Source organism: Rhodococcus ruber, assembly GCF_027270735.1.
Lineage (GTDB): Bacteria > Actinomycetota > Actinomycetes > Mycobacteriales > Mycobacteriaceae > Rhodococcoides > Rhodococcoides rubrum_A.
The window spans coordinates 203,547-216,734 of sequence record NZ_JAPWIJ010000009.1; the positions used below are offsets into that span (position 1 = coordinate 203,547).

At 62.2% G+C, this 13,188-nt stretch carries 18 protein-coding genes; 13 read left to right on the top strand and 5 right to left on the bottom strand.

From position 1 onward, the window contains the following. Window positions 1-212: 212 nt before the first annotated feature. Both O4220_RS21235 and O4220_RS21240 read left to right on the top strand, forming a co-directional pair. On the top strand, window positions 213-527 hold the full coding sequence (locus O4220_RS21235) for a hypothetical protein (RefSeq protein WP_269607462.1): 315 nt from the start codon (window positions 213-215) through the stop codon (window positions 525-527). 9 nt (window positions 528-536) lie between these two features. After that, on the top strand, window positions 537-1,424 hold the full coding sequence (locus tag O4220_RS21240) for a Fic family protein (protein ID WP_269607463.1): 888 nt from the start codon (window positions 537-539) through the stop codon (window positions 1,422-1,424). A gap of 34 nt (window positions 1,425-1,458) precedes the next feature. On the opposite strand, the gene O4220_RS21245 is transcribed toward O4220_RS21240, so the two are convergent. Next, window positions 1,459-2,112, bottom strand: a complete 654-nt coding sequence (locus O4220_RS21245; RefSeq protein ID WP_269607464.1) for a DedA family protein — start codon at window positions 2,110-2,112, stop codon at window positions 1,459-1,461. An 87-nt stretch (window positions 2,113-2,199) separates the two neighbouring features. On the opposite strand from O4220_RS21245, the gene O4220_RS21250 reads away from it, so the two are divergent. Further along, the gene (locus O4220_RS21250) at window positions 2,200-3,219 is read left to right on the top strand and encodes a superoxide dismutase (RefSeq protein ID WP_269607466.1); all 1,020 of its coding nucleotides are present in this window, start codon (window positions 2,200-2,202) and stop codon (window positions 3,217-3,219) included. 61 nt (window positions 3,220-3,280) lie between these two features. Here O4220_RS21250 and O4220_RS21255 read toward each other — a convergent pair whose 3' ends face one another. Beyond that, a complete protein-coding gene (locus tag O4220_RS21255; protein WP_269607467.1) occupies window positions 3,281-3,766 on the bottom strand; it encodes an SRPBCC family protein in 486 nt (161 codons plus the stop codon). Between the two features lie 4 nt (window positions 3,767-3,770). Then, a complete protein-coding gene (locus O4220_RS21260) occupies window positions 3,771-4,112 on the bottom strand; it encodes an ArsR/SmtB family transcription factor (RefSeq protein WP_269607469.1) in 342 nt (113 codons plus the stop codon). A 195-nt stretch (window positions 4,113-4,307) separates the two neighbouring features. Here O4220_RS21260 and O4220_RS21265 point away from each other — a divergent pair, with 195 nt between their 5' ends. Next, entirely contained in the window at window positions 4,308-5,006 is a 699-nt protein-coding gene (locus O4220_RS21265) for an RraA family protein (RefSeq protein WP_269607470.1), read from the top strand. Between the two features lie 164 nt (window positions 5,007-5,170). After that, window positions 5,171-5,587, top strand: coding sequence for a DUF1003 domain-containing protein (locus tag O4220_RS21270; protein ID WP_269607471.1), 417 nt, complete (start codon window positions 5,171-5,173; stop codon window positions 5,585-5,587). Between the two features lie 21 nt (window positions 5,588-5,608). On the opposite strand, the gene O4220_RS21275 is transcribed toward O4220_RS21270, so the two are convergent. Further along, on the bottom strand, window positions 5,609-6,202 hold the full coding sequence (locus O4220_RS21275) for a molybdopterin-dependent oxidoreductase (protein ID WP_269607472.1): 594 nt from the start codon (window positions 6,200-6,202) through the stop codon (window positions 5,609-5,611). Between the two features lie 197 nt (window positions 6,203-6,399). Here O4220_RS21275 and msrB point away from each other — a divergent pair, with 197 nt between their 5' ends. The 6 genes from msrB to O4220_RS21305 all read left to right on the top strand — a co-directional run bounded on the left by msrB (window position 6,400) and on the right by O4220_RS21305 (window position 10,059). Then, a complete protein-coding gene (gene msrB, locus O4220_RS21280) occupies window positions 6,400-6,915 on the top strand; it encodes a peptide-methionine (R)-S-oxide reductase MsrB (RefSeq protein WP_420030443.1) in 516 nt (171 codons plus the stop codon). Further along, the gene (msrA, locus tag O4220_RS21285; RefSeq protein WP_269607474.1) at window positions 6,912-7,475 is read left to right on the top strand and encodes a peptide-methionine (S)-S-oxide reductase MsrA; all 564 of its coding nucleotides are present in this window, start codon (window positions 6,912-6,914) and stop codon (window positions 7,473-7,475) included. The genes msrB and msrA overlap by 4 nt, the downstream gene beginning before the upstream one ends. 83 nt (window positions 7,476-7,558) lie before the next feature. Beyond that, window positions 7,559-8,206, top strand: a complete 648-nt coding sequence (locus O4220_RS21290; protein WP_269607475.1) for a TetR/AcrR family transcriptional regulator — start codon at window positions 7,559-7,561, stop codon at window positions 8,204-8,206. 147 nt (window positions 8,207-8,353) lie between these two features. Next, window positions 8,354-9,013 carry a DUF998 domain-containing protein gene (locus O4220_RS21295; protein WP_269607476.1) on the top strand — a complete coding sequence of 220 codons (660 nt, stop codon included), beginning with the start codon at window positions 8,354-8,356 and terminating at the stop codon, window positions 9,011-9,013. Between the two features lie 64 nt (window positions 9,014-9,077). Beyond that, window positions 9,078-9,650, top strand: a complete 573-nt coding sequence (locus O4220_RS27950; protein ID WP_420030441.1) for a DUF3558 domain-containing protein — start codon at window positions 9,078-9,080, stop codon at window positions 9,648-9,650. A 13-nt stretch (window positions 9,651-9,663) separates the two neighbouring features. Next, the gene (locus tag O4220_RS21305; RefSeq protein WP_269607479.1) at window positions 9,664-10,059 is read left to right on the top strand and encodes a hypothetical protein; all 396 of its coding nucleotides are present in this window, start codon (window positions 9,664-9,666) and stop codon (window positions 10,057-10,059) included. Window positions 10,060-10,119: 60 nt separating this feature from the next. Here the strand turns inward: O4220_RS21305 and O4220_RS21310 are convergent, their stop codons facing one another. Next, complete coding sequence (locus O4220_RS21310; protein WP_269607480.1) at window positions 10,120-11,490, bottom strand: dicarboxylate/amino acid:cation symporter; 1,371 nt, start codon at window positions 11,488-11,490, stop codon at window positions 10,120-10,122. 317 nt (window positions 11,491-11,807) lie between these two features. Between O4220_RS21310 and O4220_RS21315 the strand changes: the two genes are divergently transcribed. After that, window positions 11,808-12,485, top strand: coding sequence for a SanA/YdcF family protein (locus O4220_RS21315; RefSeq protein WP_269607481.1), 678 nt, complete (start codon window positions 11,808-11,810; stop codon window positions 12,483-12,485). Then, on the top strand, window positions 12,482-13,183 hold the full coding sequence (locus tag O4220_RS21320) for an aminoglycoside 3'-phosphotransferase (protein WP_269607483.1): 702 nt from the start codon (window positions 12,482-12,484) through the stop codon (window positions 13,181-13,183). Before O4220_RS21315 ends, O4220_RS21320 begins: the two co-directional genes overlap by 4 nt. Window positions 13,184-13,188 lie beyond the last annotated feature (5 nt).

The window sequence follows — 13,188 nt, forward strand, 5'->3', positions numbered from 1 at the left end:
TCCGGACTTCGCCGAACTCGAGGAGCGCGAGAGCGATGAGCTGGCGTCCTTGAATCTCAGTGCAGCGCGTGACCTGTTCGACGAGGCGACCGATCGCATCGGAGTGCAATTGCGCGAGGCGGCAGAAAAGCTCGGGGATTCCGGGCAGCGCTGACGTTGGTATCGACTTCCATACCAAACTTTAGATCAGTAAGGTTTGGTATGGTCCATCGATGACGGATGTTCAGGTCGCGAGCCGATGGCCTGCGGTCGAATTCGAGCGTCGACCATGGCAGGTGTCCGATACCTACACCTCGCGCGCCCAGCGTCGGCTGCATCAGGGTGACTATCGCGCGTGCGTGCCGGCGCGTATCGCGGATGCGGATTTGGCGTTGCCTGCGCAGCTGCTTGCGGAATCGGAGGACGCTCTCCGTGAAATCGTCCGCTTCGACCAGTACGCCTCGGTGCAACTCGGTCCATCGGTCGAGCTTGCACCGATGAGTTCGATTCTGCTGCGAACGGAAAGCTCAGCGTCCTCGCAGATCTAGAATCTGACCGTGGGAGCCAGGGCGCTCGCACTCGCCGAATTGGGTTCGCCCACAACACGGAATGCATCGATCGTGTCGGGAAACGTCCGCGCGATGGAGGCTGCTCTCGAGGTGGGTACGTCCATCGACGCATCGAGTGTTCTAGCCATGCACCATGTGCTGATTGAGCCGAGTGGCGACCCTCAGCCCGGCCGATGGCGCACACAACAGGTGTGGATCGGCGGATCGGACATCGGCCCGCACCGCGCGGCATTCGTACCGCCGCATCACGATCGGTTGCCGGACGCGCTGGACGATCTCTTCCATTTCGCGGCTCGCTCGGACCTTCCGGTCATCCCTCAAGTCGCAGTCACACATGCGCAATTCGAGACGCTCCACCCGTTCACGGACGGAAACGGTCGCACCGGCCGCGCGATCATTCACGGAATGCTCCGTAGGGCCGAGGTGACCGAGCGAGTGACGGTTCCGCTGTCGGCCGGATTGCTGACCGATACTGCCGGCTATTTCGAGAGCCTCGACGCCTATCGGAGGGGAGATGTGGAGGCAATCGTTCGGAGTCTCACCGCGGCGACCTTTCATGCCGTCACCGGTGGGCGACGGTTGGTCGACGACCTGGCCGCCGCTCGGGCCGAGTACATCGAGCGCATCGTGGCTCGCAGCGACTCGGTCGTCTGGAAGCTCGTCGACGCGCTGGTGGCGCAGCCGGTTGTCGACAACGCCTATGTGCGAAGCACATTCGGAGTCAGCGAGATCGCGGCTCAGCGAGCGATCGACAAGCTGGTCGAGGCGGACATACTTCACCAGACATCGAAGGGGCGACGAAACAGGGTCTGGCAGGCGGATGAGATTCTCGCTGCGCTGGACCGCTTCGCCGGCGGAATCCGGCGCGTCCGGTGAGATCGGGCGTGGCCGCCGTGCCGAGCTGTGGACGTCACTGCACCTCGGCGCGCTTGGACTTCACTTTCTTGATTACGAACCACGCGATCAACGACACAACGATGCCGATGACGATGTACTGGAACACCGAGGCGTAGTTCTCGACGTAGTGCCAGTTCTCGCCGAGGAAGTAGCCGGCGAGCACGAAGATCGAGTTCCAGATCAGGCTGCCGAGGGTGGTGTAGAGCAAGAATTGCAGAATCGGCATCCTCGATACTCCGGCCGGTATGGATATGCCCGAGCGGACCACCGGGATCATGCGGCCGAAGAACACCGCCGACCGACCATGACGGGTGAACCAGTCTTCCGCTTTCGTCAGATCCCCGGTTCCGACGAACGGCATCTTCTCGACGATGGCGTACATCCGGTCGCGACCGAGCTTGATGCCGAGCCAGTACAGAACCAACGCGCCGACGACCGAGCCTGCCGTCGTCCAGAACAATGCGCTGAACAAAGTCATCCCGCCCTGCGAAGCGGTGAATCCCGCCAGCGGCAGGATGATCTCGCTGGGTAGCGGCGGGAAGAAGTTCTCGGCGGCCACCGCGATTCCGGCCCCGGGGCCACCGATGGCCTCCATCAGACCCACTGCCCATCCGGCGATCCCTCCGAGGTCGCTGTCGGCTGCGGCAAGGGAGGAAAGGTCACTCATGCCAACGACTGTACGAAACTGACGGACCAGAAATCTGCTCACCAGGCAATATGCCCGAAAATTGAGACATATGGAACACTCGTCTATGTGAACCGAGTCTCCCGAGTAGTCCCTGCTGTTGCCGCCGCCACACTGCTGCTGAGTGCCTGTGGGTCCTCGGATTCGCCAGAACCGGCACCGAGCACCACGGGCGATTCCACCGCGTCGGCGTCGACGTCACCGAGTTCGAGCACTGCGACGATCTACAACCTGCCCGGTAGCGGCGTGTTCCCCGAAGGCATCACCGCCGCGGACGACACGTTCTACGTGACGTCCACCTCGGACGGCGCAGTGTTCCGCGGAACCGTCGGATCCCCGGATGTCTCTGTGTTCTTGCCCGGCGGTGCCGACGGACGCACCGGCGCTGCCGGGATCGATGTCACCGATGACGACGATCGGCCCGACTACTTGGTGATCGCCGGTGGAGCGACAGGCAAGGTGTGGGTGTACGACGCCAACTCCGGTTCGCTGGTGGCCACGTTCACCAACGGACTCGGCACCGACGCGACGTTCCTCAACGATGTTGCGATTGCCGACAACGGCGATGTCTTCGTGACTGATTCACGTAGCCCGGCGTTGTATCGCATTGCCGTTGGGCAGATCGTAGCTGGGACGCAGGACGCTCCGTTGGAGACGTTCGTGAATTTCGACGGCAGCCCGTTCGTCTACGGCGAGGGTTTCAACGCCAACGGCATCGTCGAGAACGACAATGAGACAGCGTTGATCGTCGTGCAATCGAGTACCGGCAACCTGTATCGGATCGACAAGACCTCGAAAGAGGTCACCCAGGTCGACCTCGGTGGAGCGACGCTGATGAACGGCGATGGGATGGAGATGGACGACGACACGCTGTATGTCGTTCGTAATCGCGACGGCCTGATCGCAAAGGTCGATCTCGACGATGACGGCCGAACCGGCGCGGTCACCGGTGAGGTTACCGACGTATCGTTCGCCTACCCCACAACCGTTGCAGCAGTGGATGATCGGCTGCTCGTGGTGAACAGTCAGTTCGACAAGCGTGGGGCAGAACCCGTCGAGCCGTTCACGGTCAGCTCGGTTCCGGAGTAGAGCGGCTTCGCCGCATGTGCACGGAAATTCGGTGCAGGGACCGAAGTTCTGTGCACCACGATCAGTCGGCGACGATGGCGTCGATCTGGCCCAGCGCCAAGGCCATACCCTCGTCCATACCCATCTCGACGAGTTCCTCGAGTTGCTGTACGGAGTCGAATCGCGTCCGAATCGTCATACGCGTTCTGCCGTCGACATCCTCGAGTGTGGCGACTGCGTGAGTGACCGGCAATGTCGACGACGGATTGCCGGTGTCGTCGGCGAACCCGTCGTCGAACGTGAGCGTCGTCGGGGCGGAGATATCGGTGAAAAGCCACCAGCCGGCGGCCTTCTCGCCGTCCGGCCCGGTCATATAGTACGACGCCCTGCCACCTGGAACGAAGTCGTGGCTGTCGAATGTCGCGGGCCACGTCGGTGGTCCCCACCATTTTTCGAGCTGGCGTGGGTCCTCCCAAATCTGCCAGACGCGTTCGACTTTCGCGTCGAACTCGGCGACCATGGTCATGGTCAAGTTCTCTGCGTCCTTGTGTGAGCTGATGAACGGCATGGTGTTACCCCTTCTTGTCCTCACCGAGTAGGTCGTCGATCCGGTCGACACGGTGTCGCCAGATCTCCTCGTAGGCTCCGAGCAATGAGCGTGCGTGTTCGATGGTGTCCAATCGAACACGCACGATCTGCTCCCTGCCACGCTTGTGTTTCGTGATCACGGCGGCGCGCTCGAGAACCGCGACGTGTTTTTGTACTGCGGCAAAACTCATGGCGTAGTGAGATGCCAACTCCGAGACCGACTGTTCGCCGACGGTGACCTTCGCGACGATGTCACGACGTGTCGTGTCCGCGAAGGCGTGAAATAGGCGATCGACCTCGGCGTCACTCATCTCATCTACAACCATGCGGTTGTACGTTAGGCGTCCGTACTGGAGCAGTCAAGACCTGGCTCGTCCGCATGCTCGGCATCGGTTGGTGGACTCTGTCCTCGCGATGGTTCTCCTTGTGGAATTTCTGGTTCAAAATTGGGTCATCGATCCAGCTCGGGTTATATAATTGGACTTGACAGTCCAGTAAAATTGGTGGCACTGTGATGCATTGTGTCCCAGAACCCGTATTCGGCCCCCACCTCGACTGCCGGTATGCGGTGCGCCCAGGCGCAGCAGCTCGGCTGCGCCGATCTGGTGGATGCTTTGGGTCGTCGCCATCGTCACCGTGCCCACATTCTCGGCTTGAAAAGTCCCACTCCCGGCCGGATTCTTTTCGGTCCGGCCGCGACGATCGCGTATTTCCCCAGTTGCGCAGCACGTTCGGGCGTCACCGTGTCGAATTTTCGATCGTTGTTCCGTGAGGCCGTCGGCGATGAGCCCGGTGGAAAGGTGCTGGTGCTCGGTGCCAACGGTTACCCGGACGTGTCCGTCGGGGGTGGAACGAAACTCGGTCGCGTGCATCACTATGGGCTCGCCGGAGTGCTGACCGACGGAAGACTCCGAGACTTCGCGGAGCTTCGTTCGTACGATTTCGCGGCGTACTGCGCAGGTGAGGCAGTGGAGGCCGGTGGTGCTCTGATCACTCCCCGCCACTCGAACGTGCCCGTAGTCCTCCACGGCGTCGGCATCATGCCGGGCGACTACGTCTTCGCCGACGGGTCGGGTGCGGTGGTCATTCCCGGTACCGAAATCGACGAGATCCTCTGCGGTGCAGTAGAAGTGAAGCGGGAGGACGCAGAATTTCGCAAGCAGATCGCACAAGAACGTGACACTGCGGGCGATAGTACCCGCGGACGGCTCGAACGATGAGTGATCTCCGGCCAGAGGAACATCGAGGGCGGTCGCCGGAAACACACGACACTGCGGGTTCCGGCCCGTCTCATGGCCACGGACCCGACGAGATAGCCAGGCGCTCAGGCGATGTGGAGGGCCGCGAGATGTTCGCGTGTCCGCACTGTGGGCATCGACTCAGTATGTTCAGAGAGGCGCGGTCCAGTCCAGGCGACAAGGCGGCAGCGTGGGTGGCCGGCGTTGCTGGATCCTGGCCATTTTTGCTGATCATGTTGCTGGCTATTCTCGCGTGGTTCGTGATCAATGCAATTTCGCCACTGTTCGATCCACGGTCGTCAGCAATGCTCGACTACCTCGGAACAGTCCTCGCGATCACTGCGGCATTGCAGGGGCCGTTGATTCTGCTCTCTCAGCGACGTGAGTCCGATCGTGACCGTGCACGGGATATCGAGACTTTCGTGATTTCACAGAACACCGAGGCAGACCTGCACTCGATCAGCCTTGCCGTCAACACCGTTCTCGAGCAGTGGGGGCGAGATCGGGCCGCGCATTCTTCGGACGAGCCTGGAAGCAATCGCGAGGGCGATGAGCGAATGTAGGAACCGCTCTGCTCGGGGTTGTCACGAGTAGCGCTCCTCCCGCCATGGGTCGCCGCGCAGGTGATAGCCATTCTGTTCCCAGAAGCCGGGGTCGTCCGCAACCATCATCTCCATACCGAGAACCCACTTCGCGCTTTTCCAGAAGTAGAGGTGGGGCACGAGCAGTCGGGCGGGACCCCCATGCTCCGGGGTGAGGGGTTCGCCTTCCGCCTCGGTGGCTATCCAGGCTTGGCCATCGAGGAGATCTTCGAGAGGGAGATTGGTGGTGTAACCACCGGCGCTACTGACCATGACAAAGTCGCAACTGGTCTCGACACCGTCGAACAGACGGTCCAGAGACACTCCACGCCAAGTCATGTCCAGCTTGGACCAGTGAGTGACGCAGTGAATATCGGTGACGATGTCCTCGACACCGACTTCGAGAAGCTCACTCCAGTTCCACCGGTGCGCGACCTCGTCCTCGGTCCTGATGGTGAAATTCCATCGGTTCTCGTCCACCACGGGCGTCGGTCCGACCGAGAGCACCGGCCAGTCGTGGGCGAGGGTCTGCCCGGGAGGCAGTCGAGTGTCGATGGACTGTCGCCGTTCTCCGAAACCGCTGTTGACAATTCCCACGACTGAACCTTCCATAGGGCCTTCACTGCCGCGGTTTGCGCGAACGGGAACCGTACCGCGGCATCCAGCACAACGGTTCCAGAAGGGTTGAGAGTTGGACCTATAAGACCAAAGTGTTATGAGTGAATCGAACAGGAGTAGCTATAATAACCCATCGGCCAGGAATATTTGGACCATGGAGTCCGTTCTTGTATTCGATGGCGCGGCCGCCGCGTCAGGTAAGAGGAGGAGTCCACGTGACGACCAATGAGTACCGCAAGACCCCCGAGTCGCTCAATCGGTTGACGGAGATCCAGCATCGAGTCACCCAGCAGGACGGCACCGAGCCAGCATTCCGCAACGAGTACTGGGACACTCACGAACCGGGAATCTATGTCGATGTCGTCTCTGGTCAACCGCTGTTCTCGTCCACCCGAAAGTTCGACAGCGGCACTGGATGGCCGAGCTTCACGGCCCCCATCGACGCCGATGCCGTCGCGACCGAGACCGACCGGACTCTTGGAACGGTTCGCATCGAGGTGCGTTCGACTGGAGCCGACAGTCACCTCGGGCACGTGTTCCACGACGGACCCGCGCCCGACGGCACGAGGTACTGCATGAACTCGGCCGCACTGCGCTTCGTACCCGTAGCGGCGCTCGTGGAGGAGGGGTACGGCCAATTCGCAGCGTTGTTCGACACCGTTCAGCATTCCGAGAAGGGAGCCACCTCATGACAACCGAGATCGGTAACGCCGGGGACATCACGCGCATCTCGGGAGCGGAGACGGCCATCTTGGCCGGAGGGTGCTTCTGGGGTATGCAAGACCTCATCCGGCGCCGGCCCGGCGTTCTCGCAACCCGCGTTGGATATACCGGCGGAGACAACGTGCGTCCGACCTATCGCAACCACCCGGGGCACGCCGAGGCCATCGAGGTCGTGTTCGATCCCTCGCAGACCACGTACCGCGAACTTCTGGCGCTGTTCTTTCAGATCCACGATCCCACGACGCTCAACCGGCAGAGGGGCGACCGCGGAACCAGCTACCGTTCTGCGATTTTCCCGGTCACACCGGAGCAGAAGGCCATCGCTCGCGACACTGTCGCCGATGTCGACGCGTCGGGTCTGTGGCCCGGTCAAGCGGTCACCGCGATCGAAACGGTCGGCCCGTTCTGGGAGGCGGAGCCTGAGCATCAGGACTACCTGAGGAAGTATCCGGACGGGTACACCTGCCATTTCCCCCGCGCAGGCTGGGTGCTGCCCGGCCGGAGCTCGTCGGGCGCGGAAGCGGAGTGAGTCTTTTGGGTGGGCACGGGCATGTTTCGGGCCGGCCCACCCGGAGGCACCGACCGTGATGCCGATGCCACTAACCTGGCGACATGACCGACAGCGTTAGCGGCTCCCGCCCGCGCCGCGTGACTGCTCGCGGTGCCGCGACGAAAGCGCGGATCGTAGAGGCGGCCGACCAGTTGATGTACGAGCGCGGTGTCGTCTCGACGACTCTGTCCGACGTCCGTGCTGCGAGTGGCACCTCGAAGTCTCAGTTGTACCAGCACTTCGCCGAGAAGAGTGACCTCGTGTCAGCGGTCATCGAGGTACGCGCCGACGCGGTGCTGTCGCAGCAGCGGCGTCGTCTCAACAGGATCGAGTCGTTTCGCGGACTCGAACTGTGGCGTGACGAGCTGGTCGAGCGTAATGCCATCCGAAACGGTGCCTTCGGGTGCCCACTCGGCGCGCTGGCCAACGAGATCGCCGATCACGACGGAGACACACGCAAAGCCATTGCTGCCCACTTCGATGCCTGGCTGCAGCTTTTGATCGACGCAATCGACGAGTTGAAGGCGCGCGACCAGCTGACTGCGCGCGCCGACTCGCACGCATTGGCGACCGGTTTGTTGGCCGCACTGCAGGGTGGATATCTACTCGCCAAAACGGCCCGAGACGTCCGCCCTATGCGTGTGGCGCTGGATATGGCGATTTCTCAGGTTCGGGTGTACTCGACGGAAACAACCCCGGCCGAGCAATAGCGCGGGGGGCCTCTGCGGATCGGCTGCCCTCGGCTCTCGTCCGTACTCTCGAGTGAGCGGCGTTTCGCAGTCTCACAGATTCAGCGCAGCGGAAGATCGAGGATCGAAGGGATCATTGTGATATTGCGACCGGCCATGCTCGGGACCATGTCGATACTGCTGGGCGCGCTCATAGTTGTGGTTCTCGATATTCACACCGCGTGGCAGACGCCATCGCATCTGCGTCGCACGATCAGTGAATACGGACTCGGCGCGCAGCAGTGGGTGTTCTCGATCGGGGTCGTCCTGCTCGCGTTCGGCTCAGCACTCATTCTTGCGTCCGCGCTTCGGTATCGCCTCACTCGGCCCGCATCGGCCGGGTCGATCTGTTTGACGCTGTGGACAGTAGGGCTCGTGGCCGTCGTCGCTGTGCCGAAACAGGATTGGTCGAACAACGCGTCACTGAGCCTCGGCGGGTCGATCCACCGGCTCGGTGCCGCTGTGGCGTTTGTCAGCGTTCCTGTTGCGGTCTTTGCGTTTTCTCGGCCCTGGATTCGCGACGGCGTGTGGGCAGCCCGCGCGCGAATCACTCTGGGCCTGAGCATGCTGTCGGTCGTGACGCTGCTGCCCATCGTGTACGCACTCGCGGTCGGTGCCACCGGCTCGCGACCTTGGTATCGGGTGGTCACCCTCGGATACGTGGAGCGTGTGCTCGTCGTCGCCGAAGTGATCGCGTTGATCTCGCTCGCGCTTTGGGTGTGGGCAGCCGAACGTAGGAGTCTCGCTTCTGTCGAGTCGCAGGAGATCAGGGCCTCGCAGCCCGTCTAGGGAACCGATCGGGCTCCTGTCGCGTCTATCTGTTCAGTGACGTCGGTGGCGAGAGGGCGAACGTATGCGGTCAACGGGTAGGCATCTGCTTGCGGCAGCCTGCGCTTCGGCGCTGTTGCTGACGGGGTGCGCCGCCTCGACGCAAGGGAGCGCTGTCGCGAGCGGGGACTCGTCGACTGAACCGACGACGGTGGCTTCGGGACCGAAAGAGCCATTCGATCCGTGCACTATCCCCAAACCTGCGGTGACAGCAAGTGGGCTGGACGTGAGCACGGAGAGGCCGGATTTCGCGGGCATTACGACGTACCCCGGTTGGAAGAACTGTGCGTGGGATGGGCCGACCGAAACGCCGTGGTACTTCTTCATCGCCCAGTCATCGATCAACTCGCTCGGCCAATTCTTGCGCAGTCCGCAGAATGTAAATCAGGTTCCAGTCCACATAGGCCCCCGCGCTGCGGTTCAGTACAACCTCTCCGAGGACGGTGATCCGCCGGAGGGGTGCAGGATTGCGCTCGAAGCAGGCGGCAACCTCTTGATCTTCATCCTTCACAAAATTGGGTCGAAAGACTTGTTGGGTGACCCCTGCGCCGAAGTCAACAAGCATGCCGAGGACCTTCAGTCCTACTTGCCGAAGTGAAGGGCACGCCCCAGTGACCGACAAGACGCTAGGTCTGGCCGACAACCTTACCTATTGGCGATCGTTGCGCGATCAGGCCGATGTCGGCGAACTCCACATCGAGGCTGATGTTGCGGTGGCCTGCGACAAGGCGTGTTCTGACTACCTTGAAAAACTGGACAAAATGTTCGAGATGACCGTCGGCCTGTCGTCGCCCGAATCGTTCGGCGACTTGCCGTCAGCCCAGATGCTCGGTGCCAAATTCCATCGGCTTGCAGTCGGCGAACAAGGCTCCGCTCGCTTCGCGATCAAGCAGCAGATCGAGATCATCAAGACGATGCGGGAGTTTTTTCAACAGTACTTCACGAGTGTCGAGGCTACGGATGCCGATACTGCGGCAACAGTCGAAGCGCTGTCGCCACCGCGATAGACGAAAAATCCCGACGACCCAGTTGCTCGGTCGTCGGGATCGATCGTTCGAAACGTGCTGCTAGCGGGCCAGTTCCACTTCGTTTTCCTCGTCGACGAAGGGATCGCCGTTTCGCGGAGCGTTGTAGCGCTCCAGGTCGAGGATTCCCTCGCGCTTGGCCACGATGGTCGGCACCAGCGCTTGGCCGGTCACGTTGACCGCGGTGCGGCCCATGTCGACGATCGGCTCCACCGCGAGCAGCAGACCGACACCGGCGAGAGGCAACCCGAGTGTCGACAGCGTGAGGGTGAGCATCACCGTCGCGCCTGTCGTGCCTGCTGTTGCCGCCGAACCGATGACGGATACCACGATGATCAGCAGGTAGTCGGTGATGGTGAGGTCGATGCCGTAGAACTGCGCGACGAACAGAGCTGCGATTGCGGGATAGATTGCCGCGCAACCATCCATTTTGGTCGTCGCCCCGAGCGGCACCGCGAACGATGCGTACTCACGCGGCACGCCGAGGTTGCGTTCGGTCACACGCTCGGTGAGCGGCAGGGTTCCGATCGACGAGCGTGACACGAAGCCGAGCTGCGTCGCCGGCCACACTCCCGAGTAGAAGTTGCGCACCGAAAGGCCATGGGCGCGAACGATCAACGGGTACACCACAAAGAAGACCACAGCCAGGCCGATGTAGATCGACACGGTGAACACGCCCAGCGAACCGATCGCGTCCCAGCCATAGGTGGCCACGGCGTTACCGATCAGAGCAGCAGTGCCGATCGGTGCCAGACGGATGATCCACCACAGCACCTTCTGCACGATGGCCAGCAACGAGGCGTTGAACGCGAGGAAGGGCTCCGCCTTCTTGCCGACTTTCAGCGCAGCAATTCCGATGGCTGCGGCAATGACCAGCAGCTGCAGGATGTTGAAGCTCAGCGATGTGGTCGCAGCACCGTCGGTGACCGTGGTCTTCGCACCGAGGGCGAGGAAGTTGTTCGGTACCAATCCTGTGAGGAACGACCACCACGACCCGACACTCGACGGATCTCCCGCCGAGTCGGCTCCCGCGCTGGTTCGCGAGCCGGGCTGGGCGACCAAGCCGATCACGATCCCGATGATGACGGCGATGAACGCCGTGATGGCGAACCACCACAGCGTCTGAATCGCCAGACGGGCAGCATTCGTGACCTCGCGCAGATTGGCGATCGAACTGACGATTGCGGTGAACACCAGCGGGATCACCGCGACGGTGAGGAGCTTGACGTAGCTCGAACCGATGGTCGACAGCGTGCCGACCAACCAGTTCTCGTTGCCGTCGGCCGCGTCGGGCATCGATCGGGCGATCAACCCGAACACGACACCCAGGATGAGACCGGCGACGATTTGTGGACCGAACGCGGTTGCCCAGGTAGGGACACGGCGCGTACGGGTAGCGCTGGGCGCAGACATGGTTATGCCTTTCGAAAACGAAGAGGTGCCGACATCAGGTGTGCGACAGAATGCTCATCGGGCCGACATGCCCGACGGAAAGGTTGAGGTCTGGAGGACCGTCAACAGGTAGCGCTGGCCTGCAGACGCAAGTCGACGTAGCGTCGAGAGGTCAGCAGCGGATTCACTGATAAGACGGTACTCGTCGTACATCCGGGGCGGCGGGGCAGGGTTCTTCTGAGGGTTCACTGTGGAATCGATGTGGGTGCGCCGCGGTGCCGATGATGCGCCGTTTTCATCGGCTACGTTGAGTTCTCCGCCGCCGACGAAACGAGATCATGAGTACGAAAGCAAAACCCCGAGGACTGGTCCGGCGACTCCTGCAAACGGCGTCTGCCCTCGTTGCAGCACTGGTAGCGGTCGTTCTGGCGTCGGCCGGTTGGGTTGCCTATGCGACGGCGGGCAAGGTCCACGACGTGGACGATGCACCGGATGCGCCCGTGGCGATCGTTCTCGGCGCGCAGGTGCGCGACGGCAAACCGATGCGGTTTCTCGCCGGGCGACTCGACACCGCCATCCAGTTGATGGCGGCGGGAAAGATCAAGGCGATTCTGGTCTCGGGCGACGCAGACGGTAACTCCGGCAACGAGATTCAGGCCATGACCGACTACCTGATCGAGCACGGCATCGACCCCGCCGTGATCATCGGCGACGATCACGGCATCGATACATACGACACGTGCGCTCGGGCAAAGGAGACCTTCGGCGTCGAACGTGGCCTGATCATCAGCCAGCCCCTCCACGTCTCGCGCGCCGTGGCGCTGTGCGAGGACATGGACCTGGAGGTCGACGGCGTGACCGCCGATTGCATCGACTGCAATACGCTGGCTGTGGTGCGGAACTACGCGCGAGAGTTGTTGGCTCGCCCCAAAGCAGTTCTCGATCTGTGGTCCGGACGTGATCCCGTCGTCGTGTCCCCGCCCGTCGATTCGCTCGCGACCATCACCGGCACATGAGCGTGCCCGACGGCGATGTCGCCGTCCCGGCCGTGGTGAGAGAGTTGGCAGGGTACGACGGAATCGAACCCGTGTGGTCGAATGTGTTGGGCGGTATGACATTCCGCCTCGGCGAGGCACGGTACATCAAGTGGACACCGGCCGAGAGCTCGGTGGACCTGGAAAACGAGCGGCGCCGTCTGGCGTGGGTGATTCGATACAGCCCGGTTCCGAAGGTCATCGACACCGGTTCGGACGCCACGGGCTCCTGGATGGTGACAGAGGCTCTGCCGTGGGAGAGCGCCGTGGCCGATCGCTGGATGGGGGACCCGGCCACCGCGGTCCGTGCGGCGGCGACCGGCCTTCGCGCCTTCCACGATGCGCTTCCCGTCGAGCAGTGCCCGTTCGATTGGTCGGTGGTCTCTCGTATCGGCGATCGCGAGTTACCGGTGCAATCGCCGTCGGTCGATCGACTCGTGGTGTGCCACGGCGACGCCTGCATGCCGAACACCCTGATCGCCGACGACGGATCCTGGGCAGCACACGTCGACATGGGCAGCATGGGCGTCGCCGATCGTTGGGCAGACCTGGCACCGGCAATCTGGAGCACCGAGTACAACTACGGCCGGAGTTACTGTGATGCATTCTTGGACGCGTACGGCGTCGACCTCGACCGTGAACGACTCGATTACTACCTGTGGTTGTGGGAGTCGACCTGAGCAGC